20 protein-coding genes are annotated in these 21,763 nt (G+C 46.0%); 11 read left to right on the forward strand and 9 right to left on the reverse strand.

All coding sequences use genetic code 11. The features are described from left to right. The first annotated feature begins 72 nt into the window (after nucleotides 1-72). From ychF to B0680_RS06445, 8 genes are all read left to right on the forward strand, one after another. The gene (gene ychF, locus B0680_RS06405; protein ID WP_078254267.1) at nucleotides 73-1,164 is read left to right on the forward strand and encodes a redox-regulated ATPase YchF; all 1,092 of its coding nucleotides are present in this window, start codon (nucleotides 73-75) and stop codon (nucleotides 1,162-1,164) included. A gap of 111 nt (nucleotides 1,165-1,275) precedes the next feature. After that, nucleotides 1,276-1,812, forward strand: coding sequence for a hypothetical protein (locus tag B0680_RS06410; RefSeq protein WP_078254268.1), 537 nt, complete (start codon nucleotides 1,276-1,278; stop codon nucleotides 1,810-1,812). A 205-nt stretch (nucleotides 1,813-2,017) separates the two neighbouring features. Next, a complete protein-coding gene (locus B0680_RS06420; RefSeq protein ID WP_078254270.1) occupies nucleotides 2,018-2,734 on the forward strand; it encodes a TetR family transcriptional regulator in 717 nt (238 codons plus the stop codon). Between the two features lie 367 nt (nucleotides 2,735-3,101). Continuing rightward, nucleotides 3,102-3,923, forward strand: coding sequence for an exodeoxyribonuclease III (locus tag B0680_RS06425; RefSeq protein ID WP_407662008.1), 822 nt, complete (start codon nucleotides 3,102-3,104; stop codon nucleotides 3,921-3,923). Between the two features lie 361 nt (nucleotides 3,924-4,284). Next, complete coding sequence (locus tag B0680_RS06430) at nucleotides 4,285-5,244, forward strand: glutamate/aspartate ABC transporter substrate-binding protein (protein WP_078254271.1); 960 nt, start codon at nucleotides 4,285-4,287, stop codon at nucleotides 5,242-5,244. Between the two features lie 79 nt (nucleotides 5,245-5,323). Continuing rightward, nucleotides 5,324-6,070, forward strand: coding sequence for an amino acid ABC transporter permease (locus tag B0680_RS06435; protein ID WP_078254272.1), 747 nt, complete (start codon nucleotides 5,324-5,326; stop codon nucleotides 6,068-6,070). Next, entirely contained in the window at nucleotides 6,063-6,728 is a 666-nt protein-coding gene (locus B0680_RS06440; RefSeq protein WP_078254273.1) for an amino acid ABC transporter permease, read from the forward strand. Before B0680_RS06435 ends, B0680_RS06440 begins: the two co-directional genes overlap by 8 nt. Before the next feature lie 93 nt (nucleotides 6,729-6,821). After that, nucleotides 6,822-7,550, forward strand: a complete 729-nt coding sequence (locus tag B0680_RS06445) for an amino acid ABC transporter ATP-binding protein (RefSeq protein ID WP_143821380.1) — start codon at nucleotides 6,822-6,824, stop codon at nucleotides 7,548-7,550. Between the two features lie 111 nt (nucleotides 7,551-7,661). On the opposite strand, the gene thiI is transcribed toward B0680_RS06445, so the two are convergent. The 5 genes from thiI to mtgA form a co-directional block, all read right to left on the reverse strand. Next, complete coding sequence (gene thiI, locus B0680_RS06450; protein WP_078254275.1) at nucleotides 7,662-9,125, reverse strand: tRNA uracil 4-sulfurtransferase ThiI; 1,464 nt, start codon at nucleotides 9,123-9,125, stop codon at nucleotides 7,662-7,664. A gap of 99 nt (nucleotides 9,126-9,224) precedes the next feature. Next, a complete protein-coding gene (locus B0680_RS06455; protein WP_143821374.1) occupies nucleotides 9,225-9,785 on the reverse strand; it encodes a hypothetical protein in 561 nt (186 codons plus the stop codon). Nucleotides 9,786-9,823: 38 nt separating this feature from the next. Beyond that, nucleotides 9,824-10,306 carry a YchJ family protein gene (locus B0680_RS06460; RefSeq protein WP_078254277.1) on the reverse strand — a complete coding sequence of 161 codons (483 nt, stop codon included), beginning with the start codon at nucleotides 10,304-10,306 and terminating at the stop codon, nucleotides 9,824-9,826. After that, complete coding sequence (gene ppk1, locus B0680_RS06465; protein WP_407662002.1) at nucleotides 10,306-12,480, reverse strand: polyphosphate kinase 1; 2,175 nt, start codon at nucleotides 12,478-12,480, stop codon at nucleotides 10,306-10,308. The genes B0680_RS06460 and ppk1 overlap by 1 nt, the downstream gene beginning before the upstream one ends. 182 nt (nucleotides 12,481-12,662) lie before the next feature. Then, nucleotides 12,663-13,337: a monofunctional biosynthetic peptidoglycan transglycosylase gene (gene mtgA / locus B0680_RS06470; protein WP_211271261.1), complete on the reverse strand. Its 675-nt coding sequence runs from the start codon at nucleotides 13,335-13,337 to the stop codon at nucleotides 12,663-12,665. A 104-nt stretch (nucleotides 13,338-13,441) separates the two neighbouring features. Between mtgA and B0680_RS06475 the strand changes: the two genes are divergently transcribed. The 3 genes from B0680_RS06475 to B0680_RS06485 all read left to right on the forward strand — a co-directional run bounded on the left by B0680_RS06475 (nucleotide 13,442) and on the right by B0680_RS06485 (nucleotide 17,482). Next, nucleotides 13,442-13,837 carry a hypothetical protein gene (locus B0680_RS06475; RefSeq protein ID WP_078254280.1) on the forward strand — a complete coding sequence of 132 codons (396 nt, stop codon included), beginning with the start codon at nucleotides 13,442-13,444 and terminating at the stop codon, nucleotides 13,835-13,837. Between the two features lie 459 nt (nucleotides 13,838-14,296). Beyond that, entirely contained in the window at nucleotides 14,297-16,051 is a 1,755-nt protein-coding gene (locus B0680_RS06480; RefSeq protein WP_078254281.1) for an L-lactate permease, read from the forward strand. 222 nt (nucleotides 16,052-16,273) lie between these two features. Then, the gene (locus tag B0680_RS06485; protein WP_078254282.1) at nucleotides 16,274-17,482 is read left to right on the forward strand and encodes an alpha-hydroxy acid oxidase; all 1,209 of its coding nucleotides are present in this window, start codon (nucleotides 16,274-16,276) and stop codon (nucleotides 17,480-17,482) included. A gap of 157 nt (nucleotides 17,483-17,639) precedes the next feature. Here the strand turns inward: B0680_RS06485 and B0680_RS06490 are convergent, their stop codons facing one another. Genes B0680_RS06490 through B0680_RS06505 form a run of 4 tightly spaced genes read right to left on the reverse strand, consistent with a single transcriptional unit; the run spans nucleotide 17,640 to nucleotide 21,608 of the window. Further along, nucleotides 17,640-18,647 (reverse strand): DNA polymerase III subunit delta', encoded by a 1,008-nt coding sequence (locus B0680_RS06490; RefSeq protein WP_078254283.1) that lies wholly within the window; start codon nucleotides 18,645-18,647, stop codon nucleotides 17,640-17,642. Between the two features lie 4 nt (nucleotides 18,648-18,651). Next, nucleotides 18,652-19,422, reverse strand: a complete 771-nt coding sequence (gene kdsB / locus B0680_RS06495; RefSeq protein ID WP_078254284.1) for a 3-deoxy-manno-octulosonate cytidylyltransferase — start codon at nucleotides 19,420-19,422, stop codon at nucleotides 18,652-18,654. Between the two features lie 39 nt (nucleotides 19,423-19,461). Continuing rightward, on the reverse strand, nucleotides 19,462-20,496 hold the full coding sequence (lpxK, locus tag B0680_RS06500; RefSeq protein WP_078254285.1) for a tetraacyldisaccharide 4'-kinase: 1,035 nt from the start codon (nucleotides 20,494-20,496) through the stop codon (nucleotides 19,462-19,464). A 14-nt stretch (nucleotides 20,497-20,510) separates the two neighbouring features. Next, nucleotides 20,511-21,608 (reverse strand): ParB/RepB/Spo0J family partition protein, encoded by a 1,098-nt coding sequence (locus tag B0680_RS06505; RefSeq protein WP_078254286.1) that lies wholly within the window; start codon nucleotides 21,606-21,608, stop codon nucleotides 20,511-20,513. Nucleotides 21,609-21,763: the final 155 nt, after the last annotated feature.

Consider the following 21,763-nt stretch of genomic DNA (forward strand, 5'->3'; position numbering starts at 1 on the left):
GTCGGATTTGGTATAATAGATAGATTATATTTTTGACCTTTTTAACTTATTAACCATCAAAAAGAGAGTATCATGGGCTTTAACTGTGGCATCGTCGGCCTGCCAAATGTCGGCAAATCAACCCTTTTTAACGCACTGACCAAAGCAGGTATCGCAGCGGAAAACTTCCCATTTTGTACCAAAGACCCAAACACGGGTATCGTCCCTGTGCCTGACCCACGCCTAAAAGCATTGGCAAAAATCGTCAATCCTGAACGCACCATCCCAACCAGTATGGAGTTTGTGGACATCGCAGGCTTGGTCGCAGGCGCATCAAAGGGCGAAGGCATGGGCAACCAATTCCTTGCCAATATCCGTGAAACTGACGCCATCGCTCATGTGGTGCGCTGTTTTGATGATGATAATGTCATCCATGTCGATGGCCGTGTCAATCCACTATCAGACATCGAGACCATCAACACCGAGCTTGCTCTAGCTGACCTAGATGCCGTCACTCGCGCCATCACCAACCTAAACAAAAAAGCCAAAGGCGGTGATAAAGACGCACAAGCTGCCCTAGCTGTCTTTCAAAAAATCGAGCCATTCTTGGCAGATGGTAAGCCTGCCCGCCTAGCAGGTCTGGATGACGATGAGAAAAAACTCATCAAAAGCTATGGCCTAATCACCCTAAAACCTGTGATGTACATCGCCAATGTGTCAGAAGATGGCTTTGAAAATAACCCATATCTGGACCAAGTGCGTGAATTTGCCGCCAGCGAAGATGCCATCGTCGTGCCACTGTGCAACCAAATCGAAGCGGAAATCGCCCTACTTGATGAAGCGGACAAGGCGGAGTTTCTTGAGAGTCTTGGCATGGAAGAAGCGGGACTTGACCGTGTGATTCGTGCAGGTTATGAACTACTGAATCTGCAAACTTACTTCACCGCTGGTGTCAAAGAAGTGCGTGCTTGGACGGTGAAAGTTGGCGCAACTGCCCCTGAAGCAGCTGGCGTGATTCATACCGACTTTGAGCGTGGCTTTATCCGTGCTGAAGTGATTGCTTATGATGACTTTATCGAGCATGGTGGCGAAAAAGGTGCTGCTGCCGCTGGTAAATCTCGCTTAGAAGGCAAAACTTATATCGTCCAAGATGGCGATGTGATGCACTTTAGATTCAATGTCTAATAATCACAAACTCAATCAGCCAATGCTTATGTATTGGCTGATTTTTTTAATTGAAAATCATTTCGATTTTGGGTTATACTATTTCGGTTATCCACATCAAGGAGCTGTATCATGAAACAAAAACTACTCATCGCAAGTATCATTGCCACACTTGGACTAAGCGCCTGTTCACAACCAAGCGAACAGCCAACTGCCGAAACCAAAACTGAAACCGCCCAAAGCACAAGCACTGACACCAAGACAGCCGACACCGCTCAAGCACCAGCCACAGAAGGTGAAACGGCACAAGCTGACCATGCAGAACACAATCACGAAGGTGATGACCACAAGGGGCATGATCACGAAGGTCATGATCACGGCGACCACGCAGGGCACGACCATATGCACGTCGAAGGTGATGCATATCAATGTGGCGACAAGACTGTACATATCGTCGTCCATGACCACGAAGGTGAAATCGAAGCCCATCTGACCGATGACAGCATCGTCTATGATCTCAACCAAGATCCAAACAACAAAAACAACTACACCACCAATGACGGCATTCAAGGTGAAAACAAAGGCATGACACTCACCATTGATGGCGACAAAGCCAAAGTGGTTGGTAGCGACAATGCCGTGCTACTTGATTGCACCAAAAAGAGCTAATCTGTGGTTATTCTCCATTGATTATACTTACCAAATCCACTTGCTTGCAGGTGGATTTTTTTATTTATCCAATCAAAACGGCACGATTGCAACACTTGTAAACAATTTTTAGCACAAAAAATCATCATCTTAGGCTTTATCACTTGCAACTGTGTGGCTTTTTGTCGATAATATACAGTCATTCACTCAATTTTATGGACAAACCATGAGCGTCGAAAAATCCACCAATCGTGAACAAAAAAAACGCCAAACACGCCAAGCATTTTTTAATGCGGTACTTGATCTGTGTATGAGCGGTCAGGGCTACAGCTCAATCAGCTTACGCCAAGTTACCCGTGAAGTTGGTGTCGTGCCGACAGCATTTTATCGACATTTTGATGACATGGAAAGCCTTGGTAAGGCATTGGTCGAAGATGAGCTAGGTAGCGCCCTTGCCATGTTGCGTGAACATATGCAACTGGGTCGCAAGCGTAGCTTTGATCGACAAATCGCCAAAAGCGTTCAGCTGTTTTTTAAGGCGGTCAATGCCCAGCCACGCTATTGGCAGTTCATCGCATCCGAGCGTTTTGGCGGTTCTGAAGCGGTTCGCCGTGCCATCAGCGAGCAGATTGCCACTTTTGCCAAGATTATGAGTGAAGATCTGGGGATGCAGCCTGCCTTTGAGCACATCAGTATCGAAGATCGCTATTTGCTCGCCGAAACTGGGGTCAATCTGTCGTTCTCATGGATTATTGATTGGCTTGATTTGACCTATATGCCTGATCTGCTCGATGAAGACGAACGCCCAAGCGTCGATGAGCTTGAAGCCAAAAAACAAGCCATGCTTCATCGCTGTACTCGTCAAATGCAAATGGTGCTGTACGGGGCGTATAATTGGAAATCAAGCGAAGAAACCTTGCTTGATGAGCAAATCAAAAATTAAATCGATGGCAAGAGTGTCATTAAATACAATTATCAAAGCCAATCATTGATAAAATCGTAAGATTTTTACTTGCTATTTTATCAAGTTCCAAGTAGCATGGGGCGAGTTTTCGCCCTTTTTGTTTTTTTAGATGATTATGACTGTTAAATCCATTTTAAATAAACCCAAATCAATTTTAAATACCAAGCCATCCACCCAAACCACTTCAGAAGCTAAGTCCAAAGCTGAGCCATCAGTCGCACCACCTGCGACCAACACCATCAAGCCCAAACGCATCGCCAAATCCGCCACCACAGGCGCACCAAAGGCAACAGGCGTAACGCCAAGCTTTGATGTCAAGCCCAATGATGTCGTACCCACCAAAGCCATCTATGACAATCCCGCCAAAGTGCTGCGTGTCATCTCCATCAATGTCAATGGACTACGCTCTGCTGATAAAAAAGGCTTTTTTGAGTGGTTAGCCACATCCGATGCCGATGTCGTGTGCATCCAAGAAGCCCGCATCACCCATGAGCAGTGGACGGATAAATTTCGCCCCGATGGTTGGCACACACATCTATTCCCTGCCGAGCGCGCAGGCTATGCAGGCACGGCGATTTATAGCCGATTGCCCTTTGTGTCGGTCATAGATGGCTTAGGTTTTGAGCTTGCTGATAGTCAAGGACGCTTTATCACGGCTGAATTTGACTTATCATCGCATGGCATTGATACACCCGTACACATCGCATCGCTGTACTTGCCATCAGGCTCATCAGGCGATGACGCCCAAGCCCGCAAAGATCATTTCCTAGAACAATACCGCCACATCCTAAAGGCATGGCGTGATGCCAACAAATCCATCATCGTCTGTGGCGACTATAATATCGTGCACAAGCGTATCGACATCAAAAACTGGTCAGGCAACCAAAAAGCATCCGGCTGCCTGCCACATGAGCGAGCTTGGCTTGATCATATCTATGATGAGCTTGGCTATGTCGATACTTTTCGTGTCGTACGCCATGATGCTGACATCTATTCATGGTGGTCAAATCGAGGTCAAGCCCGTGCCAAGAATGTCGGGTGGCGTATCGATTATCAAGCCTGCTCACCAGATTGGCGTGATCGCACCGTCAATGCTTGGGTGTATAAAGATCAATGGTTTAGCGACCATGCGCCGGTGATTATTGATTATTTATTAAGCAGTGAATAGATGTATTTTTATTCTTTGCATACAATTCTAGCTATCCACGATAAGGCGTTCTTAGTAACGCCTTTTATTTTATTTGATAAAAACTGGTTGTATCGATGATTTGTATTAATGATATTATCAATTTGTATAGAATAATTTTGTAAAATAACCTTCCAAAGGTGGCATTTTACAACTGATATCATCTATCAAATGTTACAATAAGCTTACAAAATTTGTCTATAAATCATTAAACATTGCTTGCATTCGTCCAAATTTTCGATTATTTTAAATAATACGGTGAATTTGTTTTACCGTTGAGCGGTTATTTTGCAGTGATGTTTTTTTGTTTGACCGCTCAGACTTGTTGTTATAAGGAAATATAATGTTTCAAATCAAACCACTTTCTTTGGGTCTAGCCCTTGTTGCGGCTGTTGGACTAACTGCTTGTAATAAGCCTGCTGAGCAACCAGCTGCTGGCACTGATGCTGCCGCTGCACCTGCTGGCAACACACAAGGTACGCTTGAAAAAATCAAACAATCAGGTACGATTGTATTGGCGCACCGCGACTCATCTATTCCATTTTCTTACATCGCTGACAATCCAAATCAACCTGTCGGCTATGCGCACGACCTACAGCTAAAAGTTGTTGAAGCAGTCAAAGAAAAGCTACAAATGCCTGACCTAAAGGTTCGTTATAACCTTGTGACTTCACAAACTCGTATTCCATTGGTTCAAAACGGTACAGTCGATCTTGAGTGTGGCTCTACCACCAATAACGAAGAGCGTGCACAACAAGTCGATTTCTCAGTCGGTTTCTTTGAAATCGGTACTCGTCTATTGACTGCCACCGACTCAGGCATCAACAGCTTTGAAGATCTAAAAGATCAAACGCTCGTTACCACCGCAGGTACGACTTCTGAGCGTTATATCCGTCAATTCAACGACGAGAAAAAACTCAACATCAACATCATCTCAGCCAAAGACCACGGCGAAGCGTTCTTGATGCTTGAAAATGGCCGCGCCAAAGCCTTTATGATGGACGATGTCCTATTAGCTGGCGAAAAAGCCAAAGCCAAAGATCCTGCCAAATGGCACATCGTTGGTGAGCCACAGTCATTTGAAATCTATGGCTGTATGATGCGCAAAGGCGACACCGAGTTCAAAGCACTGGTTGATGACACCCTAAAAGGCGTGTACAGCTCAGGCGAGATCAACAACATCTACAACAAGTGGTTCACTCAGCCAATCCCACCGAAGAATGTCAACATGGAATTCCCAATGTCTGACAACCTAAAAGCCCTGTTGGCAAATCCAACCGACAAACCAACACAAGCTAAATAATCAAACACCACCCTAACAATTCACAGTCAGTATCCATCGGATATTGGCTGTGATTGTATGTTTTATTAAGGGGTTTTTTGTGAACTATCAATGGAATTGGGGCGTCTTATTTAGCCCAACAGGTGTTGGTAATGAGCTTTACTGGCACTGGCTCGTCACTGGTTTTCAGTGGCTACTCATCATCGGTGCATCCGCTTGGTGTATCGCCATGGTGATTGGTACTGTGCTTGGTATCATGCGTACATTGCCAAGTAAATCAGCCCAACTGATTGGCAAGCTGTATGTGGATTTTTTTCGCAATGTACCGCTACTTGTTCAGCTGTTCTTTTGGTTTTATGTCATGCCAAATCTACTCACCGAAGGCTTTCGCAGTTTTTGGTATGGCTTAGACCCAAACACTTCTGCTGCCATCTCTGCTGCCATCGGTCTAGGTCTATTCACCGCCGCTCGTATCGTTGAGCAGGTGCGTACAGGTATTGAGTCTCTGCCAAAAGGTCAATCAAATGCCGCTGCTGCTCTGGGTTTTAGCACCGCTCAATCATATCGCTATGTAATTTTGCCACAGGCGTTCCGTGTGATTTTGCCACCGCTAAGCTCTGAACTCACCAACTGTTTCAAAAACGCATCTATCGCATCTTTGGTCGGCGTCACCGAGCTGATTAGCCAAACCAAAACCATCAGCGAATACACCCAAAACAGTTTTGAAGTTTATACCTTTGCCACAGTGATTTATCTGATTTTCAACTTAACACTGATTTTTGGCATGATTACGCTTGAGAAGAAACTGCGTATCAAGGGTCAAATCGACGGGGGTAGCCATGCTTAACGAATTACAAACCGCAGCCCCTATCTTATTATCTGGTCTTGCCGTCACCTTTAAGGTGCTGATTTTGGCGGTCATTGGCGGTCTGTCATTGGGTACAGTGCTTGCCTTGATGCGTCTGTCGGGCAAAGCTTGGCTTGCCACGCCTGCCAAGATTTATGTGAACTATTTTCGTTCTGTACCGCTACTACTGGTACTACTGTGGTTTTATTTTGCCGTACCGATGATGTACAGCATGGTGACAGGTCAGTATCTGACCATTGACGCCAAATTTATGAGCTGTACTATTGCCTTTATCATGTTTGAAGCGGCGTATTTTGCCGAAGTGGTGCGTGCTGGTATTCAGTCAATTGGCAAAGGTCAAATCAATGCCGCCAAAGCGCTGGGCATGACCTATTCACAGACCATGCGACTGGTCATCCTACCACAGGCATTTCGCAAGATGTTGCCACTGGTACTTCAACAATCCATCATCTTATTCCAAGATACGACGCTTGTCTTTGCTGTAGGTCTCGTTGATCTATTCCGTGCCGCTTATGTGCGTGGCGAGCTGATGGGTCTGCTTGAGTACTATATCCTAGGTGCTGGTGCAGTGTATTTTGTTATCAGTCTGATTGCCTCAAAAGGCGTGGCGAAACTTCAAAAGAATTTACGAGTATAATCTATGGCTATTCAAACACAAATTGACGCAACCACTTATATCAATGAGTTTGGCGGACTGGTCACTGACAATGGGCATAATTCAGATGAAATCATGATTAAGCTTAGCAATGTCACCAAACGCTATGGCGATTTTCAGGTACTGACCGACTGCACCGCCCATGTGCACAAAGGCGATGTGACTGTCGTCTGCGGTCCATCAGGCTCTGGTAAATCAACACTTATCAAGACCATCAACGGACTTGAGCCATTTCAAGGCGGTCAAATCCTAGTCGATGGCATCAGCGTCGGCGACAAAAACACCGACCTACCAAAGCTACGCAGTCGTGTCGGCATGGTGTTTCAGCATTTTGAGCTGTTTCCACATCTATCAATCATCGACAATCTGACCATCGCACAGATGAAAGTGCTTGGTCGTAATGAAGCTGATGCCATCAAAAAAGGCATGGGCTATCTTGACCGTGTCGGTCTAGCTGCACACGCCAAAAAATACCCTGCCGAGATGTCAGGCGGTCAGCAGCAGCGTGTCGCCATCGCTCGTGCATTGTCGATGGATCCGATTGCCATGCTGTTTGACGAGCCGACTTCTGCGCTTGACCCTGAGATGATCCAAGAAGTACTTGAAGTGATGGTTGAGCTTGCCAAAGAAGGCATGACCATGATGTGCGTGACTCACGAGATGGGCTTTGCTCGTCAAGTGGCTAGCCGTATCATCTTTATGGATCAAGGGCATATCATCGAAAACTGCAGTAAAGATGAGTTTTTCCAAAATGCCAAGTCTGATCGTGCACAGGATTTCTTGAGCAAGATTCTTAATCACTGATGGACTATTGCTCATTATAAAAAATCAGCACTCAAAATCACTTGGGTGCTGATTTTTTTATGAATCACTACTTATTTCAACTTATCATATAAGATAATCAAACTAAGCCAATCAAGCATCACTGTCAGCAGTTTTCTTCAGTGATAATACCTTGACATTATGATAACCATTTGCCAAAAGTTGCCCTGCTTGCAAGCGACTCATCACCCCTTGATGGCAATACAGCAGATAAGTCTTGGTCTGGTCAAGCTGTCCAAAGCCACTGCCAATCTTATAAAACGGCAGCTCAATCACAGGCGCATCAATCTGCAGTGGCGACTCATCCGTCTCATCAGGACTGCGCACATCGATGACCACTTCACCTGCTGACACCTGATGGACAATCTGTGGCTCGACCGCCTTATCCACTTGTGATAACGCACGAATATCACTCACCACCGCTGTATCAATGGCAGTTTGTAATACAGCAAAGTCAAAATCAGCTTCGGTGGCGATAATCTTTGACTCCACCGCCTTGACCGTAGGGGATTTTGAAATCACACCGCAGAACTCTGGCATGGATTTGGCAATCTCAAATGTACCGATTTGTTCGGTAATCTTGACAATATGCTCTTTGTCATGGGTAATCAAGGGACGCAATACCAAGCGTGATGATGCCTTGTCAATCAGATGTAGATTGGTCAGCGTTTGGCTTGCCACCTGCCCCAGTGCTTCGCCGGTGACGATGGCTTCAATGCCCATGCGTTCGGCGATTTGGCTAGCGGCTCGCACCATCATACGCTTGAGCACCACACCCATTTGTCCATCATCAATACTGCGTAAAATCTCTGCCACCACAGGCTCAAAATTCACCGTGACGAACTTCACCTTATGCGATGATGAATAGCGTGACCACAGATGATACGCCATCTGTTTGACACCCACTTCATGCGCCTGACCACCGAGATTAAAAAAACAATAATGCACACGGCTACCACGACGCATGAACGAAAAACTCGACACGCTCGAATCAAAGCCACCCGAAATCAGCGACAGCACATCTTCTTGGGTGCTCATCGGATAGCCGCCAAGCCCTTCGTGGCGTGCCTTAACAAGCATCATCTTGTCATTTTCAATCTCGATACGCACGGTGACATCGGGATTTTTGAGTTGGACTTTGGCAGACTCAATATGCTGATTCAGCCCACCGCCGACATACTGCATCACCTGCATCGAATCAAAATCCTGCTTGCCACGACGCTTGACACGCACACAAAAAGTCTTGTCAATCAACTTATCTTGATACTCCGCCAAAGTCTGCAAAAATATGTCGTGCAAATCCGTATAAGTCGTCTCATCCACTTCCAAATAGTGATGAATGCCCGAAATACGGCTCAGCGCGTCTTTTATCAAAGCTCGCTTTGACTCATCTTGGCTACGCACTTCAATAAAATCCCAATGGCGGATGACCACGACAGACTCATCAATTCTGTGTAAGATTTCTTTAATATTCCCTGTCAGCACTTTAACAAACCGCTTACGCACGGTTTCGCTTTTCATGATGATTTCTGGAAAGAGTTTGACAATAAATTTCATAAAAAAATACGCACAATAATCAACTGTGCGTATTTTACATGATTTGCGATAAAAATGCTTTGGCTTTTGTTTTGGTGTTTGTAGCTAAACCCATATTTGTTATTCTTTGGGTGCTGACAAATGCTCTGCAACACAGCGTCTGACGGCTAATTTTTCGGCATGATGACCATCAACCATCTCGCCATTTTTCAAAAATTCATGATAAATTTCATCAATGCGTGGATAATAACCATGCTCATCAGTCATCAGTGCAAATGATATTTTTGCTTGGTTGTATTGCCCATATAAAGCATAATCCATCGGCACTGCCATCGTTGCGATGACCAAATTATCACTTGGTGCTTCAAAATGTATTTTATCCACCGACTGTACAAACTGCCACTCAATCAGTAACGGATTGGCACCCCTACAAGAAAAATCCACATCAGAAAACGCCATCACATCATCATGAAGTACTTTGGTAAAATCAGGCGTGATATACATTCGCCAAATGTCGTAGTATTCTGGATTGCTCTTATCCAGTGATGTCATGTATAAGCTTTTGATTAAATTGATATTTTTGGTTTTGATAAATTGCTCATCGGTGATTGTCTGCTCAGTTGCAAAAGCTGGCATCATAGTCATCATAGCAAACGCCATACCCATCATCATCTTTGGCATGGTACTCAATTTAGCAACATAATCAAATAGCCTGTTCATCATAAAAACTTACCACAACACGCCTTAAATTTCTCACCACTACCGCATAGACAAGGCTGTTTATTAGTTAGGCTGACAGGCACTGTCGGGTCAAGAAAATACCATTGCGCTTTGTCATCATCTTGGATAAGCACAAAGGCGGACAGCTCATCATGCTCGCCGATGCTGCCATCATCTTTGGCATAGCTTGCGACAAAATGCACTTGCGCATGGCGTTTGCCAATTTTGCGATGGCTTTTGACCACAAGTGATGTCCAAGTCATCTCATCCGCCCAGTTTTGTAGTGATTGCCTGTCAAGATACACCGCTTGGGCAGGCACTGTGGTGCGGATGATATAATCAATATCACCCACCACAAAGGCACTGTATCGTGAGCGCATCAAGGCTTCAGCACTCTTGGCGGGTACACCCTGATGACATGGCTGACAGCACTCAGCGAACGGTAGTCCTGAACCGCACGGACAATTAACCATTTCCACCATCAGCCTGCAATCTTGTGCAATAAAGTCATCTGCGCATCATGACCACCCGACGAAAGTGCCAAAGAATGCCATTCGCCAGTGCCTGATAGCTCCCACGCCTGCACTGTATCTTGTAGGTAGTTAATCAAGCCATCTTGATAGATTTTCTTAAATAGCTTCTCATCCAGAATTGGGAACGCCACTTCGACACGGTGCAATAGATTTCGATCCATCAAATCAGCGCTTGAGCAGTACAGTCGCTCTTTACCACCATTTTCGACATCATTACCAAAATAATACACACGAGTATGCTCAAGGAATCGCCCCACCACCGAACGCACACGGATATTCTCAGACAAGCCCGCCACTTGCGGACGCAGACAGCAGATTGAGCGGACAATCAAATCAATCTCAACACCGGCACGGCTTGCTTCGTATAGCTTATTGATGATTTTTTTCTCGGTTAAGGCGTTAAACTTGAGAATCACTCGCCCTTTTTTGCCAGCTTTGGCATGAGCAATCTCATCATCAATCAGCTTCATCAAGGTGTCATGTAGCGTAAATGGTGCGTGTAGAATTTGTTTACATGGTAATGGACGACCCATACCAGTCAGCTGTTGGAACACGCCTGCCACATCTTCGCACACTTCGCTATTGGCGGTGAATAAGCCATAGTCGGTATAGGCTTTGGCATTGCCTGCGTGGTAGTTGCCCGTGCCTAGATGCACATAGCGACGGATTTTGCCATTTTCACGGCGGACAATCAGCATCATCTTGGCGTGTGTCTTGTAGCCGACGATGCCATAGACCACGACCGCACCTGCTTCTTGGAGCATATTAGCAACGGCAATGTTACTTGCTTCATCAAAACGAGCACGCAGCTCAATCACCGCTGTGACTTCTTTGCCATTACGGGCAGCGGCAGCGAGTGCTTGGACGATTTCGGAGTTTACGCCCGAGCGATAAATCGTCTGCTTGATGGCAAGCACATCCGGGTCACTAGCCGCTTGCCAAAGCAGATTCACCACAGGATTAAAGGCATGAAACGGATGATGCACAAGCACATCTTGCTTAGCAATCGCACTAAACATCGAGCCTGTCTCATTCATATCAATCTCACGGAACGCCTTTGGAATGGCAGGCGTAAACGGCGCGAACTTGAGCTCAGGACGATTAAAGCTGGTCAATAATCGGGTCAAATTCACCGGACCATTGACACGGTACAATTGGTCATCAGACAAATCAAACTGATTTAATAGAAAATCGCTCACTTCTTGCGGACAATTGGTCGTCACCTCTAGGCGTACTTCATGGCCAAAGCGGCGATTGTCAAGCTCACCCTCCAATGCCTTAGCGATATCATCCACATCATCAGCCAGTGCCAAATCCGCATTACGAGTCAAGCGGAACTGATTGCACCCTGTGACTTTCATACCAAGGAATAACTCGCCGACATTTTCATGAATCACCGCCGATAGCATGACGTGATGCTCTTTGCCATCAGTCAGCTCATCAGGCAGACGAATCACTCGGGGCAATGAGCGCGGCGCAGGGACAATGGCATATTTGATATCACGACCAAAGGCATCTTTACCCTCTAGGCTGACGATAAAGCACAAGGATTTATTGACAAGGCGTGGGAATGGATGCGCAGGGTCAATACTGATCGGTGTCAGCACAGGCATGACTTGGCTAAAGAAATACTCACGCATCCATGCACGCTGATCATCATCAAGTTCATCACGCTTAAGATAACGAATCTCATGCTTGGCAAGCTCAGGCAAAATATCTTCATTCAAAATCCGATACTGCTCATCCACCGCAGTATGCGCAATCTCGCTAATCTTATGCAGCAGCTCGCTTGGCTTACGTCCATCTAGGCTACTCACCTGATCGCCCTGCTTTAGCTTTTGTAATAAGCCTGCGACACGAATCTCAAAAAACTCATCCAAATTTGACGAAAAAATCGTCAAAAAGAACATCCGCTCAAGCAGTGGATGGCGTGGATTGGTCGCTTGGGCAAGCACTCGTAGCTGAAAGCGCAACGCAGACAAATCACGATTGATATAACAATCAGGCGAAAATCCACCTTCTTCATCAAATAGCTGGTCAATCTGGGTCAAATGATTTGGCTGTGTGGCAACCAAGGCAACTGCCTGCGTCTCTTGTGCTGATAATTGGACGGTCTGTGTCATGATAAAATCCTTGAGTTGTTCTGATAATATCGCACCGATAGCAAGGTGCAATTTTCGCCGATCAAATCGATGGTTCATAAAAATTATAAAGGTTCATTAGTCATTTTACTGGATTTGGCGGACTGTTTCAATACAGCCAAAGCACGCATAAAGCACACATCACACACCCAATTACACCCTATTTATTGGGGCAAGACGGCACTGTTCATGCGTCTTAGAATGATACGCTGTTTGCTTTTTAGGCGTTTGGCGGTGAGACGCTTGCCGTAGTATTTGGGATTGGGCAGTAGACTAATCAGTAGCGCTGACTGCTCACGGCTTAATTTACTGGCAGGTTTTTTGAAATAATGCCATGCCGCCGCTTCGATGCCATAGATACCTTCGCCAAATTCAGCGACATTTAGATATACTTCTAAGATGCGTTTTTTGCTCCATAAGGCTTCCATCATCACGGTGATGATGGCTTCTTCGCCCTTTCGGATGTATGAGCGATGCGATGTCAAAAACAGATTTTTGGCAAGCTGTTGACTAATCGTAGAGCCACCGACAGACACCGCACCTTCGGCTTCATTGGCTTTCATCGCTGCTTGAATACTATTAAAATCAAAGCCATTATGCGTCGCAAAAGTCCCATCTTCGCTTGCGATGGCGGCTTGCTTGGTGGATTTGGCGATTTTGTCATAATCCACCCAAGTCTGTGTCACGCTCCCGCCTGACAGCCTATGCCATACCATAAACGCAGAATTGGTCACAGGCACAGCACTACCGACTGCCAATAGACCTGCCACCATCACATGAAAGCCGATGAACAGACCCAAAAGTGGCATCAATACCCATTTTAAAACCGTCCGAAACACGCTACAATACTCCATAATCTAATCTAGCTATTGTACATGATTTGAGCTGACAATTCGCTGTTTTCTAACACCATTTTTCTAAATAAATTCAATCTAATTTTCTTATGTTTACACTCAATAATAAAATCCATTTATCCAATCTAAAAAACAATCGCCATGCCTTGACATCCATATCGTCCGATGACTTTGCATCTTTGCGTCGTGAATTACTTACCTGCTTACAAGTCAATGATGATGACAGTCATGAGCACACCTGGTATTTACTCGGTACTGATGGCTGTCATCTGTGTCAAGACGCCCAGACTTGGATGAGCTTTGTGCTTAAGACGCAGCCCAATCCACCGACGCTTACTCGCCTTGAGATTATGAACACCAAAGACATCACACTGCTGGACACTTTGGGTAAGTATATTCCGATTCTCATCACACCAACCAAACTGCTTTGTTATCCATTTTCGGTGATGGATATCAATCAGCTATTAACAAAAAGTGTATCATAGATTGTCGTCAGAACTATAAAAAAGCCCAATATTTAATGATAACCCAATAAGCAATTATTGGGCTTGGGCATTGAGCGTTTGTCAAAATCTTGCAGTTGTATTGACAAGTTTACAAAAACGCTACAATTAGCACATCGGTCGATGCCTTGACTATACAATTATTATCTATTTGATTTTATTAATAAAAAATTTAAAAATGCACAATTTTCATACAGTTTATTCATTAAATAAATGACAACTATATCTTGCAGTAACTATAGCGACATATTTATTTTTAAAAGCCGAAACTGTAAAATTGCCTAGAATTTATTTCAATCAATACCGCCTGCCATGTCCGTGCTTGTATTTTTTGGGCATGGTAGGTTGTTTTTTTCTTTGTGGTTTTGTTGTATTTTGAGTCATTAAAAAACAGCAGATAAACAATCTTTTTTTTCGTCATTGACGATACAAGGAGTGTGTATGTATACTTTTTTGGCGATGTTGCCAATTATTATCGTATTCGTACTGTTAGTTGTGATGCGTCTGCCTGCAAAATACGCCATGAGCTTGGCTTATCTTGCAACGGCGGCATTGTCGTATTTTGTTTGGCAAACGAGCGGTAACCAAGTTGCCGCTGCCACCATCCATGGTGTGCTGACCGCTGTCAATGTTTTATTTATCGTTTTTTCTGCGATTCTCATCCTAAATACCCTAAAAGAAAGCGGCGCTATCACCGCGATCCGCCGTGGTTTTATGGATATTTCACCTGACCGCCGTGTACAGATGATCATTGTGGCGTGGCTATTTGGCTGCTTGATCGAAGGCTCTACCGGTTGGGGTACGCCATCAGCGGTCGCAGCACCACTACTATTGGCACTTGGCTTCCCTGCGATGGCGTGTGTCATGGCAGTGCTTATCATCCAATCCACGCCTGTCTCCTACGGTGCAGTCGGTACGCCACTGCTGATCGGTGTCAATTCAGGTCTTGAAAACAAAGAAGATGTGGCAAATGCGCTGGCATCTGTGGGTAAAGATTTGCCTGCTTATATCTTTGATATTTCAGGTAATGTTGGCTTTATTCATGCGGCGGTCGGTTTCTTGATTCCGCTGATTCTATGTGGTTTCTTAACCCGTTTCTTTGGTGAGAAGCGTTCATTCACCGAAGGTCTAAAAGCAGCGCCATTTGCGATCTTTGCCGGCCTTGCCTTTACTGTGCCATATTTCTTGACTGCCAAATTCATCGGCCCTGAGCTACCATCGATCGTCGGCTCGATCGTCGGTATGGCGCTAGTCATCCCTGCAGCTAAGCGTGGTTTTTTAACGCCAAAAGAGACTTTCGACTTTGGCCCACGAGAGAACTGGGATAAAGAATGGGTGAGCGAACTTGCCGTCACCAACACTGATGAAAAGAATGCGCCGAACTTCTCAGTACTGCGTGCGTTTTCACCTTATTTGATCATCATTGCGATTTTGATCATCACCCGTACCATCAAGCCACTAAAAGCATGGCTAAACTCAGATGCGGTCACCATCGCCTACACCAACATCCTAGGCACGACCATCACCAACAAGACTCAGCTTCTGTACTCTCCAGGTACGGTACTGCTATTGGTGTCAATCATCTGTATTTTCTTGTTTAACATGAAAGGCGATATGGTCAAAAAGAGCTGGTCAGCTTCTGCCAAGACAATGCTTGCCGCAGCACCTGCACTGCTATTTTCTGTACCAATGGTACAAGTCTTCATCAACTCAGGTACAGCGCCTGATGCTGCGGTGCAGATGCTGGCGATGCCAAAAGTTTTGGCAACGGCTGCAGCTGGTGCGTTTGAAGGTATGTGGCCACTGGTATCACCTTGGATTGGTGCGCTAGGTGCGTTTATCGCAGGCTCAAACACTGTATCAAACATGATGTTTGCCCATTTCCAATGGGGTACAGCTACCCAAATCGGTCTGGATGTCGCCAATGCTGGTAAAGTTGTCGCGCTACAAGCGGTCGGCGGTGCAGCTGGTAACATGATTTCTGTGCATAATGTCGTCGCTGCCTGTGCGGTTGTTGGTCTTGTGAACCGTGAAGGTTACGTCATCCGTAAGACATTGATTTCGATGAGCTATTATGTCATCCAAGCAGGTCTCATCGGTATGGCGCTGATCTTTAGCCCAATGTGGTGGATCGGTGCTGTGGCATGGCCTGTCCTATTCTTGCTTGTGATGAGCAAGACAGGTGCCAAAGCCTAATCACTCATACCAAAAAAGTGGGTTTGGTCACTCAAGCCCACTTTTATGATTTTTGTAAGTATTATTCGAAAACCGCAAATCAGCTATTGCCGTATATGATATAAAGCGAGTAAAATAGTCAGCTGTTGCGTGAAGTTTTATTTTGATAAGAAATTCAGCAGATGAATTTTTTATTAAAACAAAATTTATTCATAGACAAATAACCAATAAAGAGAATTTATTATGGCAGATTTAAGTAAAATTACCGAAATCGAAGATTTGCGCCGTATTGCCGAGCGTAAAGTTCCCCGTATGTTCTACGATTATGTGGACTCAGGCTCGTGGACACAGACCACCTATCGCAACAACGAAACCGACTTTGACCGCATCAAACTGCGTCAGCGTGTCCTTGTGGATATGGAAGGTCGCAGCCTAGCCACCAAGATGATTGGTCAAGATGTCTCAATGCCTGTTGCCATCGCACCGACTGGCTTTACAGGTATGATGTGGGCAGATGGCGAAATCCATGCCGCACGCGCCGCTGAGAAATTTGGTATCCCATTCTCACTATCTACCATGTCAATCTGCTCGATTGAAGATGTGGCTGAGAACACCACCAAGCCATTTTGGTTCCAGCTGTATGTCATGCGTGACAAAGAGTTTATGGAAAATCTAATCAAGCGTGCCAAAGCTGCCAACTGTTCGGCACTAATTTTGACTGCTGACCTACAAGTGCTTGGTCAACGCCACAAAGACATCAAAAATGGTCTGTCAGCACCACCAAAACCAACGCTAAAAAACATCCTAAATCTGATGACCAAGCCTGAATGGTGCTTTAATATGCTAGGCACTAAGCGTCATACATTCCGTAATATCGCAGGCCATGCCAAAGGTGTTACCGACCTATCAAGCTTGTCATCATGGACAGCTGAGCAGTTTGACCCAAGCCTAAACTGGGATGATGTCGCACGCATCAAAGAACTATGGGGCGGCCCGCTCATCATCAAAGGCATCATGGAACCTGAAGATGCTATCCTAGCCGCTCGCTCAGGCGCTGATGCGATGGTTATCTCAAACCACGGCGGTCGTCAGCTAGATGGCGCACCATCATCAATCGCTGCACTATCTGACTGCGTACAAGCCGCTCACGCTGAGAACTCAAACTGTGAAGTATGGCTAGACTCAGGCATCCGCTCAGGTCAAGATGTCCTAAAAGCCATTGCTCTAGGCGCAAAAGGCACGATGATCGGTCGCTCGTTCCTATATGGTCTTGGTGCTTATGGTGAAGATGGTGTCCGCCGTGCACTAGAAATCATCTACAAAGAGTGCGACATCACGATGGCATTCTGCGGCCATACCAATATCAATACCGTGACTGATGACATCTTTGTCAAAGGCACTTATGAGCATCTAAAATCAGGCAATCCGCACATCACGCCAATTCGTTGGTAAGTTGTGGCAAGCTGAATACTGATAGCTCAATCACCAAAATAAATACCGCCGTGTTTGACATGGCGGTATTTTTATTCAATCAATGGCTGGTTTATACTAGATTTATGCTAGACGATAACGCTTGATACAGAATGACAAATGACAAACAACAGTCAAATCACCCCACCATTGCCACCATCAGCCGATCGTAGGCGATTTTTTCTTGGATATTTTGCTTAAGCCCTGCTTGCACATCATCAAGCACCATCAAAAACTGCTCAAGATACGCTTGGCTAAGCATCATCTTGGCAGTGATGTTTGGCGTATCAATATCCTTATGCAGTCTTGGCAAACCAAGTAGCACTCGCCACAGCTCGATCAGCATCAGCCGTGATAGCCCGATGAAAGCTTGTAAGTCAAGCTTGTCTTGCCAATAATCACTAGCAGCAATCGGACTGCGTGATTTACTCTGCAATGCCATCATGGTCTTGAGCCACAGCTCTCGATAGCCAAACCACTCGCTTTGTCGCAGTGTGAGCGCTTGTAGTGGCGCACCATCGCAGATGGTAAGCATCATCTGAGCAGTATCACCATCCATATACGCACCCAAAAAATCCACTACACACGCATGATCAATCTGCGACAAGGGCAGTCGTTGCACACGGCTTTTGATAGTGGGTAATAGTCGTGATGGATGATGGCTTAGCAGTATCAAAAATACGCCATCTCTAGGCTCTTCGAGTGTTTTTAATAAGGCATTCGCCGCCCCTATGGTCAAGGTGTCAGCATGGTCTAGGATGATGACCTTTGCGCCATGTCCTTTGGTCTGACTGTATTCTTGTAGCGTTCTGACATCGTCGATTTTGATTGACTCATCGCCACCTTCTGCACCCAGCTGACTACTGACAGGCAATACCATTAAATCAGGATGCGTGCCTGAGCGTAGCCAATGACAGCTCTCGCACTCGCCACACGCACCGTACTCATGGCGATTTTGGCATAGAATATACGCCACCAATCGCCAAACAAATGCGTGCTTGCCGATACCTTCTTGCCCTGCAGCAAGCAAGCCATGTGGCAGATGATGCTCAGTAAACTGCTGTGTCAGCTGTGCCCACGCCTGCGTCTGCCAAGGCAGCACATCGGCAAAATACATATCGGTCGGTAGCACAGCTTGATCAGTCATGGGATTAATACGCCATCAGCGCATCGATTGGCATGGCGTTTAGGCGATCAAGATCTTCTTGGGTATCTACGCCTGCAGGTAGTGCTACTTTGGCGACATCAATCGCAATGCGTTCGCCGTTTTCGAGTACTCGTAGCTGTTCCAGGCTCTCAAGCTGTTCAAGCGTGCCTTGTTGCCAGCTAGTAAATGCCTTGAGCACACGCACACGATAGGCATACAGACCTAGATGGCGAAACGCCAGCTTTGGCGTGGTTTGCCCTGCCATCACCCCATCACGGTCATGCGGAATCGGTGCACGGCTAAAATACAAAGCACGATTGGCATTATCCTTCACCACCTTGACCACCGATGGACGGGCAAATTCATCAGCGTCATGAATCGGCTCGCACAGTGTCGCCATCGCACAGTCAGGATTGTCAATGAGTAGTTGCATCACTTGCTCAAGCAGCACTGGCGGTACAAGCGGTTCATCGCCCTGCATATTGATGACGATATCATCATCGCCAAAGCCCAAATCCGTCGCCACTTGTGCCAAGCGATCCGTCCCTGATGCGTGGCTTGTATCCGTCATCACCACTTGGATATCAGCATTTTGGCAAACTTCAAAAATACGCTCATCATCCGTTGCCACGCAGACAGTATCAGCAAAGGTAGCCTGCATCGCTTTTTTGGCAGTCCACAGAATCATCGGCTGACCATGAATCGGCAATAATGGCTTGGCAGGTAGGCGGGTTGATTTGTAGCGAGCTGGGATAACCAAATGAACTTTTGGCATGATATTTTTCCAAAAATTAAATAATATTAAAAAGTAAGACTAAATCAAATGAAACTCATCAATCAGCGTATCCACCATCTGATATACACTGTCTGAGAGCTTGGCTTCAACAGGTAATACCCAAATACGCTCAAACACTGCATCGGTAAATACACGCTGTAATTCACGGATTTTGACCGCATCTTTGGCGGTGATGATGATGGGTAAATCTGGCAATGCTTGCAATTCATCGATGCTAAAGGCATGATGATCACCAAAGGGCTTTTCGATCAATTGATAGCCAAGCTGCGTCAAGGTGTCAAAAAACCGCTTGGGGTAGCCGATGCCACTGACTGCATAGACGGTATCGCCTGCCTTTGGTGGGTGCTTGGCTGTCGGCACAAGTGGTACAAGCGCAGTTGGCGCAAGGTGCATCAGCGGTGTATCGGGGGCGTATTTGGTGCTATCTTTATCATGATAAATCACCGACGCACCATCCAGTCGTGATATCGGCTCACGCAAAAAACCTTGTGGCATAAGCTTACCATTGCCAAAGCCCCGCTGACCATCGACAACAATCCACTCGACATCCCGATGTAGTGCATAGTGCTGAAGTCCGTCATCACTGATAATCAGGCGAATATCTGGATATGCTGATAATAACAGCTCAATCACCGCTTGGCGATTAGCACCGACCGCCATCGGTACGAATAAGCCTTTTTGATGGATGCTTTGGACAATCAAGCATGGCTCATCGCCTACTTGTGCAGGAGTGCTGCCTGTCTGCACCAAGCACGGCATTTGGCTACTATCACCACCATAGCCACGACTGATGACACCAACATTCACCCCTTGAGTGAGCAGGTACTCGACCAAAGCGATAATCAGTGGCGTCTTACCACTACCGCCCACCGTGATATTGCCGATAATCAGCACAGGCACAGGCGCATGATAGACGCTAAGCACTCCGTTGGCGTACATAGATTTGCGAACTTGACTGACCGCTCCGTACAGAGCGGATAATGGGCTCAGCAGCTTGAGTGCTGGCGATTGATTTTGCCATGCTTTGGTGAGGGCAAGTTCGGCTTGTTTCATAGGTTAGATGCCGATTATTGGCTAAGTTTCTCGATGAGTTCGTTGAGCTCATCATGGCTATAAAAGAAAATTTCCACACTGCCTTTGCCGTCTTTGCCTTGCTTGAGCTTGACGGTTGCACCTAGTGCATCTGAGATTTGCTGGCTAAGTGCCAAAATCTCATGATCAGGCTGTGAGACGACTTTTGGCTCTGGATCTAGGATAGATTTGACCAAGCGCTCTGCATCACGGACGGTCATGTTGCCATCGACGATTTTTTTGGCGATGATTGGCTGCTGAGCATCTGATAGCGACAACAAAGCACGAGCATGACCCATATCCATTGCGCCATCTAGGATGTATTGCTTGACTTCATCATGCAGATGGTTCAGGCGAAGTAAGTTAGATACAGTGGTGCGTGCCTTGCCGACGACAGATGCAATCATCGCATGGCTCATGCCAAATTCGGTATGAAATCTTTGTAGCGCCACCGCTTGCTCAAGCACATTGAGATCTTCACGCTGAATGTTCTCAATCAGTGCAAGTGCAATAGCAATCTCATCAGACAGCACTCGCTCAATGGCAGGAATACTCTCAAGCCCTGCCAATTTTGCCGCACGCCAACGGCGCTCACCAGCGATAATCTCATGGGTGACGGTGTCACTGGTCTTATCTTCATCGCCAAGCAGTGGACGAATGACAATCGGCTGCATCACGCCATGCTGCTTGATAGACGATGCCAATTCATTGAGTGCATCTTCGTTCATATCACGGCGCGGCTGATATTTGCCCGACTGTAGGCGATTGGTGGCGATTTGCACTAGCGCAACTTTTTCGCCATCTTGAGTTTTGACGATATCTGTTTGGCTATCGACAGCAGATTTTTGATTGATGGCTTTGGCTTTTTTGGATTTGCCTTTGTCTACTTTATCAGACTTTTTGACCTTGACATCTTTGTCTTTGGCAGTATCTTTGTCGGCATCTTTTTGTGCATTGACATCTGCATCCGCATCGGGCGCAGGCGTTTCACGCTCAATGATATACGAGCCTTGGATAATATTTTTCTCAGTACTGATATTGCCTAGCAGTGCGTCCAAACCCCGTCCTGCACCAAGCCCACGCTTTTTAATCATGACTTATCCTACTTACTCGTTACCTACACTATGTTCAAAATTGCCATCGACCGCATCATCACGACCATCGGTCAGCCCAAGTTGCCAAAATAGCTCAATTTCACGGATTTCGTACGCTGACAACGCAATGTCAATCACTGGTTCAACTGGTTCAA

Source organism: Moraxella pluranimalium (assembly GCF_002014825.1).
GTDB classification, from domain to species: domain Bacteria; phylum Pseudomonadota; class Gammaproteobacteria; order Pseudomonadales; family Moraxellaceae; genus Moraxella; species Moraxella pluranimalium.

What these genes read in the sequence shown, in the direction of transcription:
- ychF (WP_078254267.1), top strand. Translation starts at nt 73, where the DNA reads ATGGGCTTTAACTGTGGCATCGTCGGCCTGCCAAATGTCGGCAAATCA.
- B0680_RS06410 (WP_078254268.1), top strand. Translation starts at nt 1,276, where the DNA reads ATGAAACAAAAACTACTCATCGCAAGTATCATTGCCACACTTGGACTA.
- B0680_RS06420 (WP_078254270.1), top strand. Translation starts at nt 2,018, where the DNA reads ATGAGCGTCGAAAAATCCACCAATCGTGAACAAAAAAAACGCCAAACA.
- B0680_RS06430 (WP_078254271.1), top strand. Translation starts at nt 4,285, where the DNA reads ATGTTTCAAATCAAACCACTTTCTTTGGGTCTAGCCCTTGTTGCGGCT.
- B0680_RS06440 (WP_078254273.1), top strand. Translation starts at nt 6,063, where the DNA reads ATGCTTAACGAATTACAAACCGCAGCCCCTATCTTATTATCTGGTCTT.
- B0680_RS06445 (WP_143821380.1), top strand. Translation starts at nt 6,822, where the DNA reads ATGATTAAGCTTAGCAATGTCACCAAACGCTATGGCGATTTTCAGGTA.
- thiI (WP_078254275.1), bottom strand. Translation starts at nt 9,125, where the DNA reads ATGAAATTTATTGTCAAACTCTTTCCAGAAATCATCATGAAAAGCGAA.
- B0680_RS06455 (WP_143821374.1), bottom strand. Translation starts at nt 9,785, where the DNA reads ATGCCAAAGATGATGATGGGTATGGCGTTTGCTATGATGACTATGATG.
- B0680_RS06460 (WP_078254277.1), bottom strand. Translation starts at nt 10,306, where the DNA reads ATGGTGGAAATGGTTAATTGTCCGTGCGGTTCAGGACTACCGTTCGCT.
- ppk1 (WP_407662002.1), bottom strand. Translation starts at nt 12,480, where the DNA reads ATGACACAGACCGTCCAATTATCAGCACAAGAGACGCAGGCAGTTGCC.
- B0680_RS06475 (WP_078254280.1), top strand. Translation starts at nt 13,442, where the DNA reads ATGTTTACACTCAATAATAAAATCCATTTATCCAATCTAAAAAACAAT.
- B0680_RS06480 (WP_078254281.1), top strand. Translation starts at nt 14,297, where the DNA reads ATGTATACTTTTTTGGCGATGTTGCCAATTATTATCGTATTCGTACTG.
- B0680_RS06485 (WP_078254282.1), top strand. Translation starts at nt 16,274, where the DNA reads ATGGCAGATTTAAGTAAAATTACCGAAATCGAAGATTTGCGCCGTATT.
- B0680_RS06490 (WP_078254283.1), bottom strand. Translation starts at nt 18,647, where the DNA reads ATGACTGATCAAGCTGTGCTACCGACCGATATGTATTTTGCCGATGTG.
- kdsB (WP_078254284.1), bottom strand. Translation starts at nt 19,422, where the DNA reads ATGCCAAAAGTTCATTTGGTTATCCCAGCTCGCTACAAATCAACCCGC.
- lpxK (WP_078254285.1), bottom strand. Translation starts at nt 20,496, where the DNA reads ATGAAACAAGCCGAACTTGCCCTCACCAAAGCATGGCAAAATCAATCG.
- B0680_RS06505 (WP_078254286.1), bottom strand. Translation starts at nt 21,608, where the DNA reads ATGATTAAAAAGCGTGGGCTTGGTGCAGGACGGGGTTTGGACGCACTG.